At 71.4% G+C, this 20,160-nt stretch carries 14 protein-coding genes; 3 read left to right on the forward strand and 11 right to left on the reverse strand.

Annotated features, from left to right (window positions below):
* Positions 1-30 precede the first annotated feature (30 nt).
* The 4 genes from ACTHAM_RS00310 to ACTHAM_RS00325 all read right to left on the reverse strand — a co-directional run bounded on the left by ACTHAM_RS00310 (position 31) and on the right by ACTHAM_RS00325 (position 8,765).
* Positions 31-468: a hypothetical protein gene (locus ACTHAM_RS00310; protein ID WP_440683592.1), complete on the reverse strand. Its 438-nt coding sequence runs from the start codon at positions 466-468 to the stop codon at positions 31-33.
* Between the two features lie 17 nt (positions 469-485).
* Positions 486-7,184 carry a PA14 domain-containing protein gene (locus tag ACTHAM_RS00315; RefSeq protein WP_440683593.1) on the reverse strand — a complete coding sequence of 2,233 codons (6,699 nt, stop codon included), beginning with the start codon at positions 7,182-7,184 and terminating at the stop codon, positions 486-488.
* Between the two features lie 385 nt (positions 7,185-7,569).
* Positions 7,570-8,208: a hypothetical protein gene (locus ACTHAM_RS00320; protein WP_440683595.1), complete on the reverse strand. Its 639-nt coding sequence runs from the start codon at positions 8,206-8,208 to the stop codon at positions 7,570-7,572.
* Positions 8,209-8,276: 68 nt separating this feature from the next.
* The gene (locus ACTHAM_RS00325; RefSeq protein WP_440683597.1) at positions 8,277-8,765 is read right to left on the reverse strand and encodes a MarR family winged helix-turn-helix transcriptional regulator; all 489 of its coding nucleotides are present in this window, start codon (positions 8,763-8,765) and stop codon (positions 8,277-8,279) included.
* A 58-nt stretch (positions 8,766-8,823) separates the two neighbouring features.
* Between ACTHAM_RS00325 and ACTHAM_RS00330 the strand changes: the two genes are divergently transcribed.
* Together ACTHAM_RS00330 and ACTHAM_RS00335 are read left to right on the forward strand one after the other, a co-directional pair.
* Positions 8,824-10,125, forward strand: a complete 1,302-nt coding sequence (locus ACTHAM_RS00330) for a multidrug effflux MFS transporter (protein ID WP_440683599.1) — start codon at positions 8,824-8,826, stop codon at positions 10,123-10,125.
* Between the two features lie 82 nt (positions 10,126-10,207).
* The gene (locus ACTHAM_RS00335) at positions 10,208-11,257 is read left to right on the forward strand and encodes an alpha/beta fold hydrolase (protein ID WP_440683601.1); all 1,050 of its coding nucleotides are present in this window, start codon (positions 10,208-10,210) and stop codon (positions 11,255-11,257) included.
* 41 nt (positions 11,258-11,298) lie between these two features.
* Here ACTHAM_RS00335 and ACTHAM_RS00340 read toward each other — a convergent pair whose 3' ends face one another.
* The 5 genes from ACTHAM_RS00340 to ACTHAM_RS00360 form a co-directional block, all read right to left on the reverse strand.
* On the reverse strand, positions 11,299-11,670 hold the full coding sequence (locus ACTHAM_RS00340; RefSeq protein ID WP_440683603.1) for a cupin domain-containing protein: 372 nt from the start codon (positions 11,668-11,670) through the stop codon (positions 11,299-11,301).
* A gap of 47 nt (positions 11,671-11,717) precedes the next feature.
* Positions 11,718-12,488: a type I methionyl aminopeptidase gene (map, locus tag ACTHAM_RS00345; RefSeq protein WP_440683605.1), complete on the reverse strand. Its 771-nt coding sequence runs from the start codon at positions 12,486-12,488 to the stop codon at positions 11,718-11,720.
* Positions 12,489-12,533: 45 nt separating this feature from the next.
* Positions 12,534-13,136 carry an anaerobic ribonucleoside-triphosphate reductase activating protein gene (nrdG, locus tag ACTHAM_RS00350; protein WP_440683606.1) on the reverse strand — a complete coding sequence of 201 codons (603 nt, stop codon included), beginning with the start codon at positions 13,134-13,136 and terminating at the stop codon, positions 12,534-12,536.
* Position 13,137: 1 nt separating this feature from the next.
* A complete protein-coding gene (nrdD, locus tag ACTHAM_RS00355; protein WP_440683607.1) occupies positions 13,138-15,411 on the reverse strand; it encodes an anaerobic ribonucleoside-triphosphate reductase in 2,274 nt (757 codons plus the stop codon).
* Between the two features lie 210 nt (positions 15,412-15,621).
* Positions 15,622-15,972 (reverse strand): hypothetical protein, encoded by a 351-nt coding sequence (locus ACTHAM_RS00360; RefSeq protein WP_440683609.1) that lies wholly within the window; start codon positions 15,970-15,972, stop codon positions 15,622-15,624.
* A 130-nt stretch (positions 15,973-16,102) separates the two neighbouring features.
* Here ACTHAM_RS00360 and ACTHAM_RS00365 point away from each other — a divergent pair, with 130 nt between their 5' ends.
* Positions 16,103-17,407, forward strand: a complete 1,305-nt coding sequence (locus ACTHAM_RS00365) for a Fic family protein (RefSeq protein WP_440683611.1) — start codon at positions 16,103-16,105, stop codon at positions 17,405-17,407.
* A 4-nt stretch (positions 17,408-17,411) separates the two neighbouring features.
* On the opposite strand, the gene ACTHAM_RS00370 is transcribed toward ACTHAM_RS00365, so the two are convergent.
* Both ACTHAM_RS00370 and ACTHAM_RS00375 read right to left on the reverse strand, forming a co-directional pair.
* Positions 17,412-19,061 carry a metallophosphoesterase gene (locus ACTHAM_RS00370; RefSeq protein WP_440683613.1) on the reverse strand — a complete coding sequence of 550 codons (1,650 nt, stop codon included), beginning with the start codon at positions 19,059-19,061 and terminating at the stop codon, positions 17,412-17,414.
* On the reverse strand, positions 19,058-20,140 hold the full coding sequence (locus tag ACTHAM_RS00375; protein WP_440683615.1) for an ABC transporter ATP-binding protein: 1,083 nt from the start codon (positions 20,138-20,140) through the stop codon (positions 19,058-19,060). Before ACTHAM_RS00375 ends, ACTHAM_RS00370 begins: the two co-directional genes overlap by 4 nt.
* Positions 20,141-20,160: the final 20 nt, after the last annotated feature.

Raw genomic sequence — 20,160 nt, forward strand, 5'->3', positions numbered from 1 at the left:
TGCGCTGCTGACTGCCCCGAGGAATGTCCGCTACAGCACTGCGAGCAATGAGGTGGCGATTGAGGCCGCTACCGAGCTGAGGAAACTGCCGAGCCAGATTCTCCGTGACCGCCGAGTGAGGCGCCTTACGGGCTGCGCGAAACGTCCACGCGGACTCGGTTCCAGCACACTGGCGTCGAACTTCGGCCTATACAGCACAAACGTGGCACCTGAGATCATCTGAGCCAGGAGAAACACGAGTCCTGGAATTGAAGTCAGGGCCTGCAACGAGCCCCCCTTCTCGAGATGCAGTCCCGCCGAAAGGGCCGCCAAGCTGATAATGACGAGCGTCCCGCGAATCCGGTTTCCGCGAATGGCGCCGCGACTGGCATCTAGCTCGAAGTTCACGCCGCTGTGATTCCGCAGGGAGCCCAGAACGAGGAGCGCCAAGATCACCGACGAGAACACGAGTATGGCGCCGATCTCCATGGTCTCTTCCTTCCCCCCTACCAGTTCCGGCCAGTGACACTGCGCCATGCGCCGTACACGTAGGACGCTGAACGCAGCGCTGTCCTGGTGGGCCTTGCGCGCCAAGCCGACCTCAGGGTTGCACTCGAACGGGCGCCTACGATTGGCATCGCCCTTGTAAGCCTTGAGGTGCGCGCGAGCTGCAAACCACTGTTCTCAACAGCCCTGATCCCCGAAGCGGCACGCGCGCCTGGAATGAACGCGGTCCCCACATCGATCACACTATTGACCGTAGCCTGCTTCCAAGACATCTCATGGTGAGCTGCTGCCCATGCGTTGTTGCTGACCGAGGCCACCGTGGCGGCAGCCAGCACTCCCGCGCAGATCCCTGCACTAGCCACGACGCAAGCCACCGCCGATGCGACGCCAATCGCCATCACACCAACCTTGATCCACTTCCGAAGAGCGAAGGCACCGTCGAGGTCGAAGGAGTTGATCGGGTCGCCAGGGTAGGCGTAGGCGTTGTCGCACCCGCCTTCGATTGGGTCGACCGAGAGGAACCTGCCCAGCGCTGCCGTGTACTGGCGGGCGCCCATCTCGATGGTGGCGATCGTGGCGGTGTGCTCGTCGAGCTTCTGGTGGGAGCCGACCCAGCCGTTGTCGGCTGTGCCGGGCTGGTTGTCCGGGCCTGCGTCATCAGCAGTGATGGTGCCGATGGCGCCGGTGGCCGGGTCGAGGACCTGGCCGAACGGGTCGTAGCTGCTCAGCGCTCCACGGGTGCCGGCCGCGTCCGCGGTCGTGACCACGTCGCCGTGCACGTTCGGGTAGGACCACGTGGCCTGCTCGCCCGTCGGCAGGGAGACGACCACACCGCCGGGCAGCGCCAGGGTGCGCTGCAGCAGGGCACCCTCACCGTTCAGCACCAGGTCGGGGCTGTCTCCGCCACCGGTGAACCCATACCGGAACTCCTCACTCGTGCCACCCGGGGTTGAGACCGAGCGGGCCACGATCCGGTCGGACGCGTCACGCTGGTAGGTCACCGTCGTGGCCGCCACCGTGGTGGAGGCGTGCCGGTTCGACGCGTCGTAGGTCAGCGTCTGGTCGGCCAGAGCGGTCGTGTTGCCGCGCGCGTCGTAGGCCAGCGTGCCGGCCTGCTGCGACAGGTTCGTGCCGGCCACGGGGTTCGCACCGACCACCGGGTCCGTCACCGTCGTGGCCGTCAGGCGATCCGAGGAGTCGTAGCAGTAGGCCGTCGTGCTCGTGGTCGTCACGCCGGCGGACGTGAACACGTCCTTCGCGGCCGTGCGGTTCCCGTTCAGGCCCGCTCGAGTGGAGACCCCGCAACCGCCCGTCGCCGCGAACTCGTAGCTGAGCTCGTGGCCCGGGATGGAGGCCTTCACCAGGCGCCCGGCGCCGTCGTAGGAGTACGACGAGGTGGACGTCGCCGACCCGTCACTGACCGTGTCGGTCAGCACCCGACCCGACTGGGAACGCACCACGCGATCAGTCAGGCTCACCCCGGCCGCGAAGGACCACGCCAACGACGTCGTCGCACCGGTCGCGTCCCGACCGATAGCGAGAGCCGTGCCGTTGCCCGCGTTGCCGTCACCGGACGGGTAGGCGACCGACGTGAGGTCACCAGCGGTGTACGTCGGGGACGCGATCAGCTTGCCGCCGTCGGTGACAGCCGTGACGTTGCCGTCGGCGTCGTACTGCTGGCCCGTCGTGAAGGTCCCGCCACCGGGCACGGTCGTGCTCGACTCCTGGGGCCGACCCGCAGCGTCGAAGGTCGTCGCGGTCACCACACCCCACACGTCGGTGTATCGGACGGCCCGTCCCAGCAGATCGCTCGCGCCCGAGACGACTCCTCCACCGGAGCCAGCCGCCGTCAGTGAGCTGTCGGTCGTGGCGGACGTCAGAGGATCACCTCCGACCGCGTAGTCGGTCGTGACCACGCGTGCCGTCCCGCCCGTCGACGGGTACGTCGTCTTCGTGACACGCCCGCGCTCGTCGTACGTCACGCACGTCCAGTCGGCGTCGCCCGCCTTCTTCGAGCCGACCGCGCGGCCCCACTGGTCGTACACGAACGTCGTGCTCACGGCCGACCCGCTCGCCGGGGTCGGCTCCACGACGGACTTCGGCAGACCCGCGGGCAGCGCACCCGCCGGGACCCCGCAGACGTTGGGCTGCGTGTCCGTCGCCGAGTAGTAGGTGTACGTGTAGCCGTGGGCCGCGTCGAGCGTGCCCGCGGCGGTCGCGGCCGGCAGCCACTTGCCGATCCGTCGGCCGAAGCCAACGCCTGGGGCCTCGAACGCGGTCGTCGTGGTCAGGGCCAGCCCACCGGCGTCCTCGGTCGAGGTCTCCGCGTGACCGAGCCACGGCGCCTTCCCGTAGCCGGTCGTGGTCGTGGTGCCCGGGACCTGGGTGGAGGCGACGGCGGGGTTGCCGGCCGGAGCCGCGTCATCGACCTTGGTCGAGGTGACCAGGCCGTAGTCCGGCTCGAGCGCCGAGGACGGGATCGGCGTCGTCCCGGTGAGGCCTGGACCCGCCCAGGTCACGTTCAGCGAGCCTGGCCCGCCCGTGTTCGCGTAGTCGACGCGGATGCGGGCAGGACCCGCGGCCGCCCGGACCACCGCGACGGAGTTCGTCGCCAGGTTCGGCGGTGCCAGGACGAGGAGGTCGTCGATCCACACCTTGACGACGTCGTCGCCTCCCGCGCTGAGCGTGTAGGTGCCGGCTGCGGGGAAGTTGACCACGCCCGTCATGCGCAGGCTCCAGGCGGCCGCAGTGATCGCCGGGTCCGGCACACCGGTGCCCCAGTTGACGGTGGTCGACGAGCCGATGCCGAGGCCGAACGACGCAGGCTGACCCGACAGGTTCGGGTTGTTGTAGAACGAGACGCTCAGCCCCTGCATCCCCTGGTCGTACGCCGTGGCGGTGTGCGCCGGCGTGATCGGGCACGAGGCGAGCGGTCGGCGGTCCGCGCCGAAGCACGCCGTCGGGGCCGGACCGTACGTGTCCGTGACCCGGTCGCGGGCGTCGTACACGGTCGTCGAGGTCCGGCCCGCGGGGTCGGTCGAGGAGTAGACGAGGTCCTTCGTCGCGTCCCACACCTGGCTCGAGGTCAGCCCGGAGGCGCTCGTGTCGGTCACCTGTCGGAGCGTGCGGTCGTAGGTGACCGTGCGCGCGTGCCCGGTGGCAGCGCCGGTGACACCCGTGCGATCCACCGACGTGGTGCCGTTGACGGTGCCCGTCGGGGCGACGTACGTGAACGTGGTCGACAGACGACCCTCGGCGCTGGCACCGTCGGCCGCGGGCAGGGTCACCGAGGCGGCCTTGCGCACCCGCCCCGCCTCGGCCGTGTAGGCGATCTGCACCAGGTTGGCGTCGGAGGCCACCCGGGCGCTGTCGGCTGCCAGCCAGTCGTTGACCGCGGGCGTCCGTACCCCGGTCAGCTCACCGGTCGCCGCGTACTGGAAGTCCGTGACCTCCGTCCCCGGATCGACGATCCGGGCGAGCCGGCCCGAGGCGTCGTAGTAGAGGAACGTCGACGACCCGACCCCCGTGCCCGACGCCGACGGGTAGACGATGCGGCATACGTTCCCGGCCGGGGGCGCCGCGAAGCCCTGAGGCACGGTGCAGGCGGCTCCGCTCCCCTCGGGCGCGGTGTCACCGGCGTAGAAGAACCGCACCTTCTTGCCCGACGCTCGATCAGTGACTGCGTCGAGCTGACCCGTCCCGGTCCGCCACGTCATCTTGGGGGTCGCCGGGGTCTTCGAGTCCTCCGGAGACGTGGCCGACTCGAGCCGGCCGTTCGCGCCGAAGACGTACACCGTGCCGTCGGAATCGGTCAGGTTCACCTGGCCCGACGACGACAACCCGAGGACGCCGTACTCCCCCGACGGCGGCGTGTACCCGCCGGCCGACGTGCGCGTGTACGTGTGGGTGGTCCCGGTCTCGTCGGTGAGCACCACGGAGCCGGATTCGACCGACGCCGAGACGTACGCGGAGGCGTCACCGGCCAGGGCGCTCGACGCGGACCACCCGGCAGGGAGGGTCTCGAAGGTCGGGGACAGCCAGTCCGACGGCACCACGATGCCGTTCGGGTACCCCGGGCCCTTCGCCCAGAGCGAGAAGGTCGCCCCGCCACCGTTCTCGTAGTAATCGACCTGGATGGCTGAGCGGGTCGTCGAGGTCAGCCCGATCGCCGAACCCCAGTTCGGTCCACCCGCCTGGTCGGACCAGCGGTCGAGGACGGTCGTACTGCCGATCTTGACCCTGGCCCCGTCGTCCTGCACCACACCGAACGTCCACTGGCCGTCCGTCGGGACGGTCACGTAGCCCGTCCAGCGCACCGCGAACTGGTCGACCGGCACCGACGGCGACGGCGAGCCGAGCACCCAGCTGAAGTTGAGTGACGGGTCGACGCGGGTCGTCAACGGTTCGGTCCCCGCGGGGAACGTGAACGCCGAGGGCGTCGTCCCCGCCGCGTAGTAGCGACCGAGCAGCCCCTTGGTGCGGGACGCCTGGGAGTTGTAGGAGAACGACAGACCCATCGGCCCGCCCACCGTGGAGACTGTGGGCGAGGCGAACCGCAGGCCCGCGTTGCCGTTCGCGAGGTTCACCGTCACCGGCCCGACCTGCTCCGTCGGGGACGGACCCGATTCCGCGAGGCGGCGGTTCACCACGAACTTCCCGGTCCACGGCACGGCGCCCTCACCGAGCGGGTCCTTGGTGAGCACGGTCCACGAGTACACCCCGCCGTCGCTCAGCGACCCCTCGGGCACCTGGAACGACGTCCCGGTCTGCCAGCCTGAGGAGACCACCGTCCCGGTCGTGGCATCTCCACCGGTGGCGATCCGCACCATGTACTGGACCGCACCGTCGGAGTCCGGCGTGACGGCCGGCCAGGAGAACGTCGGCCAGGTCGTGACGATCGTGGCGGTCCCAGCAGTCGGCACGGCGACCCCGTCCACGGTCACCGCCGCCCGATTGACCTTGGGCACCGTGTTCGTGGTGAACGACCGGACCCCGGAGGCGCGGACGGTCGACACCCCGTAGGCGCCGTCCCACGCGTTGCGGACGTAGGCCTTCCAGTAGTAGGTCGTGCCCTCAGCGAGGCGCCCGGCGGGCAACGTGACCGAGTCCTGCCCGACCCAGCCCGAGTCGTAGACCGCACTGTCGTCGACCGTCGGCGTGATGCCGACCCGGAACAACCGCTGGATCCACTCGGAGCCACCGGGGTCGGAGAAGGACCCCTGCAGGGTCGGCGCCGACGACGTCCGTCCACCGTTCGCGGGTGCCACCTGCGCCGAGGTGGGGAACTGCGCCGTCGTGACCACCAGGTTCGAGGCCAGCTTCTTGTACGTGTAGAGGCCCGCCTGCTCCTGCCCCGTGAAGTGCACGTAGGCGCCGCTGCCTCCGCCCGCGACCCAGGTCGCGTACATCTGGGTCAGAGGGACTGTGTTGAAGACCCCCGCGGAGTCGATCGCCGTCGTCGCGACGACCGAGCCCACGCAGTCGTATGCGAACGCCTTGGCCCAGCCGGTCTGCGCGCTGTAGCCGTTCACCGTCCCGGCCACCACGCCGACCTGCTCCTGCACGTCGAGCACCTGGCTACCGGCGAACTGCGTGTAGTTGTAGGTGAACATCGAGCGCCAGTACCGGTCGCCGTTGTCCCTCGAGTTGCCGATGCGGGCGTAGCCGTCCTGGATCACGGTGCCGTCACTCTTGTAGGCGTGCACGCCGATCTGGCCCGTAGCCTGGACGGTCGGGTCCACCGACACCGGGTACACGCGATCAGGCGACTGCAGCCACTCCAGGTCCGGCGTGACCGACAGCACCCAGCCGTTCTTGTCCGGCGTCACCGACATGGGCGCGTTGACGGTGGCAGGCTCCGACACCTGGTCCTTACCGGAGGAGTCGACCATCACGGCCGGCGGGATCGTCATCGCCACGGAGCCGTCTGCGGTCGACACCAGCTCGATGGCCCCCGACTCGCCGTCGCGCACCGTGAACCCGGTCCCGCTGATGCGCCACCGATAGGTGGTCGCGCGACGGGGAGCCGCAGCCAGGACCACCGACTCCTTCACGGAACCCGGCGTGACCTCGTAGGTGAGGTCCGCTCCCGGCAGCACGTCCTCGTACTCCGCGACGGAGCCGTGGCGCGACAGCCGCGACGCCCGGCCCCCGATGAGCCGGATCTGCACCTCGGCGCCGTTCCGCTCGAGCTGAAGAAGCCGGTTCGAGCTTCCCGAACTGGCGAATCGCGGCGAGAGCGGGTGCGCGCCGACAACGCCTCCCCCGTCGGGGAGAGATGCCACCCGGGTGGACGAGTCGACCCATGTGCCCGCCGCGTCCTCGACGCGCTGCGCCTCGCTGGACAGCACGGTGGAGTAGGTCCCGTCGGCGTTGCGGTAGACGGTCGACGACTCGTCCTGCGAAACCAGGACCGAGGTCGCCAGGTCCAACCCCGTGGTCTTGGTTGTGGGGGTGAGCGTCGGCTCCGTCGGGTCGACCGGCAGAACCTCCGGCGTGCCGGTCACAACCGACGATGGCGTCGTCGAGAGCTCAGGCGACGTCAGCGGCGCCACCTCGTCCGGCGCTACGGCTGTCGGCGCATCCTCGGCCACCGGGTCGTCGGCGGCCACCGCCAACTCCGCCTGCCCGAAGGCCAGCACCACGGACAGCAGCGCCGCCCAGATACCGGCCTGACGAACCCGCCCTGCGTCACGCACCGCATGAGAACGCACAACCACGCCCCTTGCCCCGGCCACCGATGGCCGGCCCGTCCCTGACCAGCGGGTATGCACCAGCCGGTGCGCAGGGCCACAGCGGGCACATGGCGCAGCGGGAGCGTAGCCACAGGAAGTCATGTATGGCTAGACGAACGTTATTTACGCCATTACACCGGCCCATATGACCGGATTCACCCAGTCGATATCGACCATCCGGGCACGGCTCGGAGGAAGGTCCTCAACTCGATGGTGTTCGGGTGCCGCACGCGCCCTGAGTGCGGCCCTGCCCCAGCGCACCTCCACTCCCCCGAAGGGGAGCAGTCGTCTTCATGGAGTTGCCCCTCAGAAGACCGACATGCCCGTCGATCCGTCGCGCACGCGGGTGTCAGGCGGTTGCCTCGCGGCGGGCGCGGGAGCGGAACACCCACCAGATGATGCCGCCGATGGTGAGGCCCAGACCGAGCATGCCGAGGCCGATCGCCACGAACACGCCGAGCACGGAACCGAAGATGCCGGCGAAGAACGGCGCGAAGGCCTGGTCGGGGGCCACGAGCACGCGGGCGTCGTCGACGTCCGCGGACGGCACGGTGATGTCGTAGACGCCGTCCTCGGGGGCGATGAACGCGGCGACGCTCTCGGCGTGCCAGCTGCCCATGGTCGTCTCCATGTGCACCGCGGGGCTGCCGTCGACGTCCACGGTGTCGCCGGAGGGTGAGGTGAGCTCGACGTCGCCGAGCAGGTCGGCGTCGTCGCCGTAGCCGGGCGTGACCAGGTGCAGCGCGTACCGCTCCCCTGCCTCGAGCTCGACGGTGCCCGTGCCGGGTGCGTCCACCTCGGCGATGACACCGGAGCCGACGTGGCCGTCCATGGTCAGCACGCCCGAGCTGGCCGTCCGGACGAGCAGGACCACGACGCCGATGCCGACGCCGAGCGCGACGAGCAGGACGACGACGCCGGAGACGGTCAGCCAGACGGGTCCGGTCAGCGAGGTCGAGCGCGGGGGACGAGCCGGGGGAAGGGTCACCCTGCGAACGCTAGTGCCGGTTGTCCTTCTCGTCGCAGGATCGAGCTCCCTCGGCCCAGGCCACGAGCTCACCGGCTCCGCGGCTGCGCGACCTGCTGCGCGCGCAGCGCCGCGTCGAGGGCTGCGAGCGCGGCGGTAGCGGCCTCGAGGACGGCGGCCTGCTGCGGGTCGCGGGCAGCCAGGTCGGCGAGCGCCTCACGGATGGAGCCGGACCACGCGGCGGCGATGCGTTCGTGGTCGGCGAGGGCCAGGTCGGTGGGCACGACGTGGGTGATGCGCCGGTCGGCGGGACTCCCCTCGCGCGCGACGAGGCCGCGCTCGACGAGGGTGCGGACGGCGGCGCTGGTGTTGGACTGCCGCAGGCCCATGTGCCGGGACAGCTCGTTGACGGTGATGCCGGGGGTGTCCATGACGTGCCGGAGGACGGCGAGCTCGGTGGCGGGCAGCGGGTCGAACCCGGCGACCTCGGGGGCGTGCCGGTGGACGGTCCAGGCGAGGTCGCGCAGCGTGGCGGCCAGGTCACGGCTTGCCGTCGGCTCGTCGATCGGGGCGCTCACAGGCTCATGCTACTTTATATTTGATCATATATATCTGTGCATATACACAAGGACTCCCATGCCTCACGCGCTCCCGCTCGACCGCCCACTCGACGGCCCCCTCGAGCTCCCCCTCGAACCCGGCCTCGACGCACGACCGGCCACCCCCGCGCTCGTCGTCGTCCTGGCGCTGCTCACCGCCGTCGCCCCGCTCGCCATCGACATGTACCTGCCGGCGTTCCCCGACATGGCCGACGACCTCGGCACGAGCGCCACCGGCATCCAGCTGACCCTCACGGCGTTCCTCGTGGGCCTGGCCGTCGGCCAGCTGGTCGTCGGCCCGCTCTCCGACCGCATCGGCCGCCGTCGGCCTCTGCTGCTCGGCTCACTGCTCTGCCTGGTGGCGAGCGTCGCGTGCGCCCTCGCGCCCTCCGTCGGGGTGCTCGCCGGCGCCCGTCTGATCCAGGGACTCAGCGGGGCCGCCGGGGTCGTGCTCGCCCGCGCCATCGTCGCCGACACCTCCCGCGGCGCCGCGGCCGCCCGCCTGCTGGGCGTACTCCTCATCATCAGCGTCATCGCGCCCGTCGCCGCACCGCTCGGCGGCGGCGCGATCATCGCGACCGTCGGCTGGCGCGGCGTGTTCTGGGTCCAGGCGGCCCTCGTGCTCGCGATGCTCGTCGGCGCCGCGCTGCTGGTGCACGAGTCGCTGCCCGCCGCAGCGCGCACGCGCGGCGGCCTCCGGGCGACGCTCGCCGACGTCCGGCACGTGCTGGGCGACCGCACGTACGTCGGCTACCTGCTGACGTTCGCCTTCGCGTTCGCGGCCCTGTTCGCGTACATCGCCGCCTCGCCGTTCGTCGTGCAGAACGTCCTGGGCCTGTCCGAGACCACGTTCACCCTGGTGTTCAGCCTCAACGCGCTCGCCATCACCGTGACCAGCGGCGCCGCCGCCTCGCTGGCCGGCAAGGTCGCGTACCGACGCATGATCGCACTCGGGCTCGTCGTTGCGGGTGCCGTCGGGGTAGGGCTGCTGGTGGCCGTGCTGGCCGGGGTGCCGACCGTGCCGACGCTGGCCCTGTTCACCGTGTTCCAGGGCTCGCTCGGCCTGGTGTTCGGCAACGCCACGACCCTGGCCCTGGCCCAGACCGGGGCGCACGCCGGCACCGGGTCGGCATTCCTCGGCTTCGGGCAGTTCACGCTGGCCGCGATCGTCTCACCGCTGGTCGGCATCCGGGGCGAGACGACCGCGACGCCGATGGCCGTGGTGCTGCTGTGCTGCCTCGCGGGCGCGGTCGTCGCGTTCGTGACGCTCACGCGCGACGCAGGTGTCGGGACTACTCCCCGGGCGGCCGATGTCATCCGCACGGACCACACCGCCTGAGGCCGGCGGATGACCTGCGCACCGTCAGACAGCCGTCGCGGACGGATGCGCAGGTCAGGACCCCGGCGGCAGGCTCGGGTGCATGAGCGAGACGCAGAAGGACGACCGTGGGACGACGCGGTGGAGCAGGGTGCGGCGACGGCTGCGGTGGGTGCTCGGCGGGCTGCTGGCCCTCGTCGTGCTCACCGTCGTCGGAGTGAAGGTCACCGACGCGGTGATGACCGCGCAGGAGCGCGACGCGCACCCGGCACCGGGCGAGCTGGTCGAGGTGGACGGGCACACCATGCACGTGGCCGTGTCGGGATCCGGTGACACCACGGTGGTGCTGCTGCCGGGATTCGGCACGGCCGCACCGGTGCTCGACTTCGAGCCGCTGACCCGCGAGCTGTCGACCTGGGCGACCGTCGCGGTCGTCGAGCCGTTCGGCTACGGGTGGAGCGACGCGACGGACGACCCGATGCTGCCCGACGACGTCGCGGCCGACGTGGAGCAGGCCCTCGACGCGGCCGGGATCGACGGTCCCGTGGTCATGGCCGCGCACTCGATCGGTGGGCTGTACGCCCAGGCGTTCGCCGACGCGTACCCGCAGCGGACGGCCGCCGTGGTCGGCCTCGACCCGACGATGCCGCGCGCCGACGACGTCGTGCCCGCCGCCGAGAAGGAGGAGGACCCGTTCGCCGACCCGATCCCGGCGTCCCTCGACCTGCTGGCCCGCGGCGGCTGGGTCCGCGTGATGCAGGCGATCGGCGGCGACGACCCGCAGATGTTCAGCGGCGCGACGGCCGCCCAGGGGTACAGCGAGCAGAACCTCGCCCTGCAGAGCACGGTGTCGAACTGGTCGGCGATCAGCAGCAACGTCGTGTGGCAGGCGGACCACCTGGAGGAGGCCGTCGACGAGGTGCACGACCTGACGTTCGCGCCGGACGTACCGGTGCTGGTCTTCACGGCCGACCCCGCCGGTGAGCGCCCGTCCTGGCGGGACGCGGCGTCCACGGACTACCTGCGCGGCTCGGGGTGCGCGAAGGATGTGCCGCTGGTCGGCGAGCACTACGTGCACCACGAGCACGCGGCGGAGATCTCCGCGCAGGTCGAGGCGTTCCTCGCCGGGTGCGCAGCGAGCGGCCGAGGCTAGGTCGGCGGGCGCGGGCAGGCGCGGCGCCGGGAGGCCGGGCGCTACGCCTGCCCGGTGCCGTCGCCGACGGGTCGGGCGCGGCTGTCGATCATGGTGAGCAGCAGCCGGGACGGTTCGAGGGCCTCGACGGTGTGCGGTACACGCGTGTCGAGGTGCACCACGCCACCCGGCACCAGGTCGACGACGCGCCCGGCCGCGCCGATCCGCAGGTGACCGTCGAGCGTCTGCAGCAGCACGGGCATGGCGGCGGTGTGCTCGGTGAGCACCTGCCCGGCGTCGAACGCGAAGAGCACCAGGCGCACGCCGTCGGCCCGCAGCACCGTGCGGGAGACCGTCGACTCCGGCTGCACGCTGACCAGGTCCGCCAGGGTGGGGACATCGGTCATCGTGGAGTCCTCGGCGGGGGTCGTCATGGTCGCTCCTGGTGATCTCGTGGTGATCGGATCGGGTGGGGTGCCGGCTACCGGGCCAGCGTGAGGATCTCGGCGCCGTCCTCGGTGATGGCGATGGTGTGCTCGCTGTGCGCGGTGCGGCAGCCGGTCGCGCTGCGCAGGGTCCAGCCGTCGGCGTCGGTGACGAGCGTGTCGGTGTCGACCATGACCCACGGCTCCAGGGCTAGCAGCAGGCCCGGTCGCAACGTGTAGCCGCGGCCGGGCCGCCCGGTGTTGGACACGTGCGGGTCCTGGTGCATGGTCGAGCCGATGCCGTGACCGCCGAACTCGGTGTTGATCGGGTACCCGGCCGCGCTGAGCACCGTGCCGATGGCGTGCGAGAGGTCACCGATGCGCGCACCGGGGCCCGCCGCGGCGATCCCGGCCTCCAGGGCGCGCTGCGTGGCGTCGATCAGCGCGACGCTCTCGGCGGGCCGGGACGCACCGACGACGAAGCTGATGGCGGAGTCGGCGGCGATCCCGTCGAGGGACACGGCCAGGTCGAGGGTCAGCAGGTCACCGTCCGCCAGCCGGTAGTCGTGCGGCAGGCCGTGCAGCACGGCGTCGTTCACGGACGTGCAGATGTAGTGCCCGAACGGACCGCGGCCGAACGACGGCGCGTAGTCGACGTAGCAGGACTGCGCACCGGCCGCGACGATCAGCTCGTGGGTCCAGCGGTCGATCTCGAGCAGGTTCGTGCCGACCGCGGTGCGGCCCTTGAGCGTCTGCAGGATGCCGCCCAGCAGGGCGCCGGTGGCCCGCGCTCGGTCCAGCTCGACGGCGTTGAGGATCTCGATCATGCGGCCATCTTCCCCTGGCGGCCGACGACCCCGGGGTCGTCGGGCCTAGATCAGCGCGCGGCGCTCCACCTGCTCGAACGTGGCCGTCGCGTCGACCCGGTGCTCCCACAGGCGCACCTCGCCGGCCGCGAGGGTGGCGGGCACGTCGACGAGCCGCTGGTTGCTCGACCCGCGGAACTGCAGGCCGGGGTCGCGCAGCTCCTGGCGGAACCGGCCGTCGACGAGCACGTCGACCTCGGCCAGCAGCGCCCGCTTGTCCTCGCTGTCGGCCAACAGCTCCTCGACCGTGTACCCGGTCCACGCCCACACGTCCTTGGCCTGCCCGTGCTCGCGGCGCAGGCGCTGCACCAGGCGCAGGCACACGCCCGTGTTGAGGAACGGTTCACCGCCCAGCAGGGTCAGCCCCTGCACGTACGGCTGGGCCAGGTCGGCCAGGATCGTGTCCTCGAGCTCGTCGGTGTACGGGCGGCCGTAGCGGAAGCTCCACGTCGCCTCGTTGAAGCAGCCCTCGCACGCGAACAGGCAGCCCGAGACGTACAGGCTGCACCGCACACCCTCACCGTCGACGAACTGGAACGGCTTGTAGTCGCCGACGTGGTCCTGGCTGAGCCGCGCCGACAGCCACTCGCCCGGCTGCGGGTCACGCACGTCAGGCCTCGGCGGGCGGGACCGGCGTCGGGAGCACCGCACCGGCGACGCCGGGGACGAAGCCCACGGAGCCCTCCATGTGCTTGACGCGCGAGGAGATCTCCACGTGCCGTCCGTGCACCATCGGGCGGGCCTGCGGGTTGCCCAGGTAGCCGCACGTGCGCTTGACGACGTCGCAGGTCAGCGGGTCGGCGTTGCCGCACTCCGGGCACTCGAACCCGCGGGCCGTCGCGTCGAAGTCACCCACGTAACCGCATGCGTAGCAGCGGTCGATGGGCGTGTTCGTGCCCAGGTAGCCGACCCGGTCGTACGCGTAGTCCCACACCGCCTCGAGCGCCTTCGGGTTCTGCTGCAGCACCGGGTACTCGCAGTAGTGGATGAACCCGCCCGACGCGTACGCCGGGTAGTCCATCTCGAAGTCGAGCTTCTCGAACGGCGTGGGGCTCTTGCGCACGTCGTAGTGGAAGGAGTTCGTGTAGTAGTCCTTGTCGGTGATGTCCGGCACCGAGCCGAACTTCTCCTTGTCGAGCCGGCAGAACCGGTCCGTCAGGGACTCGCTGGGCGTGGAGTAGACGCTGAACTGGTAGTGGTGCTCGCGCGTCCACGCCTTCGTGTGGTCGTGCAGGTGCTTGAGGATGTCGAGCGTGAAGGCCTTGGCCTCCGGGTCGCCCTCCCACTGCCCGCCGAAGAACGCCGCGGCGACCTCGTACAGGCCGATGTACCCCAGGGACACGGTCGCGCGGCCGTCCTTGAACAACGTGTCGACCGGGTCGCCGGCCGTCAGGCGCTGACCGAACGCGCCGTACACGTACAGGATCGGCGCGTTGGCGGGCGTGGCTTCCTTGCAGCGCTGGATGCGGAACAGCAGCGCGTCACGGGCGGTGCTCAGCCGCTCGTCGAGGATCGACCAGAACCGCTCCGTGCTGCCCTGCGCCTCGAGGGCGATGCGCGGCAGGTTCAACGTGACGACGCCCAGGTTCATCCGGCCCTCGGCGACGTCGTCACCGTTCTCGTCACGCCAGCCCTGCAGGAACGAGCGGCAACCCATCGGCACCTTGAACGACCCGGTCAGCTCGACGATCTTGTCGTAGTTGAGGATGTCCGGGTACATGCGCTTGGTGGAGCACTCGATGGCGAGCTGCTTGATGTCGTAGTTCGGGTCCTCGGGGTCGAGGTTGAGCCCGCGCTTCAACGTGAAGATCAGCTTGGGGAAGATCGCGGTGCGCTTCTCCGAACCGAGCCCGTCGATGCGGATGCGCAGGATCGCCTTCTGGATCTCGCGCTCGAACCAGCTGGTGCCCAGACCGAAACCGAGCGACGTGAACGGCGTCTGCCCGTTCGACGTGAACAGCGTGTTGATCTCGTACTCGAGCGACTGCATCGCGTCGTAGATGTCCTTGCTGGTGCGCTCCTCGGCGTACGCACGGTGCTGGGACTCGTCGGCGATCCACCGGGCCGCCTCGGCCAGGTGCTTCTCGAAGTTGCGCATCGCGTAGGGCGCGAGCAGCTCGTCGATCCGGTTCGCGGAGCAGCCGCCGTACTGGCTGGAGGACACGTTCGCGATGATCTGCGAGATCTGCGCGGTGGCCGTCCCGATGGACCGCGGCGGCTCGACCTCGGCGTTGCCGATCCGGAACCCGCGGCTGAGCATCGTCTGGAAGTCGATGAGGCAGCAGTTCGTCATCGGCGCGTAGGGGTGGTAGTCGAGGTCGTGGTAGTGCAGGTCGCCCTTCTGGTGGGCGTTCGCGACGTGCGGCGGCAGCATCTTCAGGCCGATCGCCTTGCCGACGGCACCGGCGGTCAGGTCGCGCTGGGTGTTGAAGACGTCCGAGTCCTTGTTGGCGTTCTCGTTGACGACCGTCTCGTCCTTGCCGATCAGCTTGCCGATCGAGTGGTTGATGTCGGTCGCCTTGCTGCGCGCGAAGTCCCGCTGGATGCGGTAGCTCATGTACGCCTCGGCGACGGCGTACTCGTGGCTGTCGAGCAGGGCGTGCTCGACGACGTTCTGGATCTCGTAGATCTTCACGTCGACGGGGAACCGCTCGGCGATCTCGCGGTCGATGCGCGCGACGAGGTCGCGCAGGGTGCGGTGCGTGACGGGCGTCGTCTCGCCGTGCACCTCGACGAAGGCCTTGGTCAGGGCGGCGTAGATGCGCTCGTCGTCGAACGGCAGCCGCCGACCGTCACGCTTGGCGACCGTCACCGTCCGCACGGTCGTCGGGGGCGTCGTCGGACCCGTCGTCGTCGTCTCGTCGGTCCCCGTCAGCAGCGTCACGCGTCCGTCTCCCCCTGTTGCCCGCCACGGCCTCGAAGGGCGTGCAACAACTAGATCTAGGTGTTCAAGTGCGTGCGCAACGCTAGATCTAGTGCCCCCGCTCCCCTGGGCCCTTGGTCCCACCGAGGGCCCGACGCGCGCACGACACGCGGCGCGGCGCACGAACTTCCGCCCGCAGGTTCCGGCGTGTCGCGCAGCGCCCGGCGCGCCTCAGGGACGCGTTCCGGGCACCTCGGCACCACTGAGCGCGTCGATCACCTCGCGATCACCCAGAGGGTCCCGGAGCTCGACCGAGATCACGTCGAGGCAGCTGTCGCCGACGCTGCGCCACGTCGAGGTGACGCCCACCGTGACAGCCGTCGAGGTCTCCTCGAGTGCCGTGACCTCGGGGCGGCCGTGACACGTGGCCACCGTCAGCTCGACGCCCGATCCCACCGCCCGCCAGCCGGTGATCGGCTGCGGGCCACGCGACTCCTCGGACGAGCAGGCGCCCACGGTCATCAGCACCGCCACCCCGGCCAGCAGCGCCGCGGGTGTCGCCGCGCGCGGTCGTGGACCCATGCGGCGACCGTACCGGCGGCAGGAGCCCCCGGGCGCTGTGGACGCCTCACACGCGCACAGCACAGTCATCGCTTCCCCGATTCAAGCATTTCCTCATATGCTGTCGCCTACCGGACGAGAGGACGGACTTGTGGCGCATTGGGAACGGGTCAGCGTCCCGCCGGACTTCCGGGGCGTGACCCGGCGGGAACGCGAGGGCGGCACCTACCTGCGCTACCACCCCGACCTCCTGCCCACCGCTGCCCGGGCGATGAGCCCCGGGCTGAACGAGACGATCGTCGACGCAAGCTCCCGTGTCGCGGCGCTCGGGCAGCGTCTGCGCGACCGGCCGCTCCGACTGCTGTACGCCACCCTGCTGCGGTCCGAGAGCATCGCGTCGTCCTGGATCGAGGGGCTGCGCGACACCCCGCGGAACGTCATGGCCGCACGCGTCGACGACGTCGACGGGACGAGCGGCACCTCACGCGAGGTGGTGCGCAACCTCGACGCGATGGAGCAGCGCGTCGGCGCCCTGGTGAAGGCGGAGTGGACGCACGAGGACGTGCACGCCGTCCACGCGTCGCTGCTCGCGCACCGCAGTGACGGCCGCTACCGCGACCGTCAGGTGTACATCGGCGGCACGTCACCGCTCACCGCGCAGTACGTCGCGCCCCCCGAGGACGAGGTCGAGGGCTACATGGACGACCTGCTGCGCTTCGTCAACACCGCCGGCGACCCCCCTCTCCTCAAGGCCGCGCTGGTGCACGCCCAGTTCGAGACGATCCACCCGTACGAGGACGGCAACGGGCGTACCGGCCGGGTGCTGTTCCACGGGGTGCTCGCACGTGCGGGCACCGTCGACCAGGGTGTCCTGCCGCTCTCGCTCGTGCTGCGCGACGACGTCGAGGGCTACGTGAGGGCGCTCACCGCCTTCCGCCACGACGGGCGCGAGCCCGAGGCCGCGACCGAGGCGTTCCTCATGTTCTTCATGGATGCGGTGCTGCGCGCCGCCGACCTAGCCGACGAGACGATCGACGAGGTCGTGCGCATCACCGAGCGCTGGCGCCCGTACGTCGCCCGGCTGCGCACGGACTCCAAGGTGCACGACGTGCTGGACCTCCTGACGGAGCAGCCGGTGCTCACCCATGGCTACGTCAGCCAGCACCTGGGCGTCACGGCGCAGACGGCGATCAAGGCGCTCGCCGAGCTGGAGAAGGTCGGAATCGTCCAGCGGGCTGGGGGCCGGTACCGCCGTCAGCGGGTCTTCCAGGCGGGCGAGGTGCTCGCCCTGATGGACAGGTACGTCCCCGGACCGCCCACTGTCCATGTGCCCCCTCCCCCCGTGGAGGTACCGGTCCGTCGGTACGGCGGCCCGCGGTGCAGGTACCTGCTGCCGCGCAAGGGTGTGCCGTGCACGCTCCCCGTCGGGCACCCCGGACCGCACCGGGCCGTCTGAACCGTCAGAGGTGCGGGTCGGGCAGCCGCCAGACGGCGTTGCGGTCGCCGTCGCGACCCGCCGCGAGCGCCGGGCGGACAGGGTCGCGGCGCGCCCGGTAGTCGTTGACCGCGAGCGCACGGGAGATCGCGCCCAGCTGGGCGGTGTCGTCGAGCGCGCCCGGTTCCCAGGTGGTCGGGGCGTCGTGGTCGACGACCGTGCCGACCAGCGCGACCGTGCCGCCGGGTTCGCGCACGAGCTCGAGGATGCGCAGCTGCTGCGGCCAGTCGACGAGCGAGGCGGTGGTGATCTCCCACAGGCCTTCGCCTCGCTCGCCGCGCGGGCCGGGTGCGGTGTGCCGCAGGGCGCTGTGGGCGTGCACGTGGCCCGCGCACCAGGCCACGACGCCGGGGTGCCGCAGCAGCACGGCGAGCACCGCGTCGGCACCGTGCCGGGGCGGTGCACCCGCCGGGGCGTACAGGTTGGTCAGCGTCCACGACGGGTGGTGCGAGGTGACGATCACGTACCGCCCGCGCGCGGCGGACAGCTGCTCGTCGAGCCAGGCCAGCTGGGCGTCGTCGACCGAGCCCTGCCAGCCGCCGTGCGGGTTGACCGTGTCGAGCGCGACGACCCGGACCTCGCCGACGTCGCGGGCCCACGCGTTGCCGTGCCGGGCGACGACGGCACCGGCGCGCGGGTCGTCGTCGCGGGGATCGCGCAGGCGCGCGGTGAACTCGCCGTCCTGGACGAACGCACGGTCGGGATCAGCGGCGACCGGCACGGTCGGCGAGTGCGCGGTGTCGGTGTACCGGGCCGGGCCAAGCGGGGCGACCGCCTCGAGCACCACGAGCGGGGTCTGACCCGGGGCCAGGTCCACCACGCGGGCGCCGCCCGTCGCCCGCAGGCCCAGCGCGGCGTCCGGGGCGACGGTGCCCTGCAGCAGCGCGTCGTGGTTGCCGTGCACGGTGTGCCACGGCAGCGGCGACCCGGGCGAGACGAGGTCGGCGCGGGCCGCCTCGGCCAGGCCGGGCACGCGCGGGTAGCCGAACAGCGCGGTCGGCCGGTCGACGGGCTCGCCCGCCGGGGCACCGTCCGGGTGCCAGAAGTGCGTCGACCAGGCACCCGTGCCGAGAGCGCCGACCCAGCTGCTGCGCTGCTCGTCGCCGCTGCGCGGGGACACCGTCCAGCCGGACATGAGCGCGTCGTACCAGGTCAGCTCGTTGCGCTGGGCGTTGTCGGTGACGTCGCCGGTGACCAGGACCGCGTCGAGGGGGCGGCCGGTGACGGGTGCACGGTCCAGGCGGTGCAGGGCGTGCAGGGCGCGGGCAGCGACCTGCACGGTGAGGATCTCCTGCGGGCGGTAGGTACCGATGATGCCGAGGCGACCGGCGTAGGGCGCACCGGGGTCGCCGTGGTGGTCCAGGTGCTCCTGCCGGACGGGCGACTCGGCGTCGCACAGGTGCAGGTCGGACAGGTGCGCGAACGCGGCGAGCGTGCGGCCCTGCGGGTGTGGCGGGGCACCGATGTACGGGTCGCCGTGCGTGACGACGACGGGCGCCCAGCCGCCCTCCCCCGGTTCGCCGCGGACCAGCCGCCGCTCGACGGTCGTCGCACCCGGGGTCTCGCCCGGGGCCGCCCCCGGAGTCGCACCGCGCCCAGCGGGCAGGCCGGTCACTGCAGCACCACCGCACCCGCGCCGTCGCGCACCCACAGCTCGACGGCGTCGCCGATGACCAGGTCGGCCGCGTCGTCGCCGAGCAGGTCGGCCAGCACAGGGCCCTCGGCGGGGTGCTCGACCCGCACGCGGGTCACCGCGCCCAGGAAGCTGACGTTCGACACCCGTGCCACCTGCTCACCGGCAGCGGCAGCGGCAGCACCACCGTTCGCCGCCGCGGGGACGTCGCGCAGCGGCACGACACGCACCTGCTCGGGGCGGACGACCGCGCGCACCGCACCGGCCTCGTGCTCGTCGCCCTGGGCTTGCACAGGCCGACCCAGCACGTGCCAGCGGCCGTCGTCGCCGCGGCGGGCGCCGAGCCGGTTGACCGTGCCGACGAACCCCGCGACGAACGGCGAGGCGGGCTCGCGGTACAGGGTGCGCGGGGTGTCGATCTGCTCGAGCACGCCGTCGCGCATCACGGCGACCCGGTCGGCGACGGCCATGGCCTCGCCCTGGTCGTGCGTGACCAGCACGGTCGTGACGCCGACCTCGAGCTGCAGGCGGCGGATCTCGTCGCGCAGGTGCTCGCGGACCTGCGCGTCCAGGGCGGACAGCGGCTCGTCGAGCAGCAGCAGGCGCGGCTGGGTCGCGATCGCGCGGGCCAGGGCGACGCGCTGCTTCTGGCCGCCGGACATCTGGTGCGGGTACTTGTCGGCGTGCGCCTCCAGGCGCGTCGTGGCCAGCAGCCGGTCGACCGTCTCGGTGACCTCGGCCCGGCCGGCGCCGCGCACCTTCAGGCCGAACGCCACGTTGTCGCGCGCGGTGAGGTTCGGGAACAGCGAGTAGTCCTGGAACACCAGGCTGAACCCACGGCGGCGCGGCGGCACCCGCGTGACGTCCTCGCCGTCGACGAGGATCTGGCCGGCGTCGGCCTGCTCGAACCCGGCCAGCAGGCGCAGCGCGGTGGTCTTGCCGCAGCCGGACGGGCCGAGCAGGCAGACCAGCTCACCGGAGCGGACGGACAGGTCGAGCGAGGCGAGGGCGACGGTGCTGCCGAACGTCTTGCGGACGCCGGTCATCTCGATCGTGGCCATGGGTGTTCTCCGGTGGGTTG

The organism is Cellulomonas soli (assembly GCF_052036975.1).
Lineage (GTDB): Bacteria > Actinomycetota > Actinomycetes > Actinomycetales > Cellulomonadaceae > Cellulomonas > Cellulomonas soli_A.

Coding starts and splice junctions, on each gene's coding strand:
- ACTHAM_RS00310 (WP_440683592.1), bottom strand. CDS start 468: ATGGAGATCGGCGCCATACTCGTGTTCTCGTCGGTGATCTTGGCGCTC.
- ACTHAM_RS00330 (WP_440683599.1), top strand. CDS start 8,824: ATGCCTCACGCGCTCCCGCTCGACCGCCCACTCGACGGCCCCCTCGAG.
- ACTHAM_RS00335 (WP_440683601.1), top strand. CDS start 10,208: ATGAGCGAGACGCAGAAGGACGACCGTGGGACGACGCGGTGGAGCAGG.
- ACTHAM_RS00340 (WP_440683603.1), bottom strand. CDS start 11,670: ATGACGACCCCCGCCGAGGACTCCACGATGACCGATGTCCCCACCCTG.
- map (WP_440683605.1), bottom strand. CDS start 12,488: ATGATCGAGATCCTCAACGCCGTCGAGCTGGACCGAGCGCGGGCCACC.
- ACTHAM_RS00360 (WP_440683609.1), bottom strand. CDS start 15,972: ATGGGTCCACGACCGCGCGCGGCGACACCCGCGGCGCTGCTGGCCGGG.
- ACTHAM_RS00375 (WP_440683615.1), bottom strand. CDS start 20,140: ATGGCCACGATCGAGATGACCGGCGTCCGCAAGACGTTCGGCAGCACC.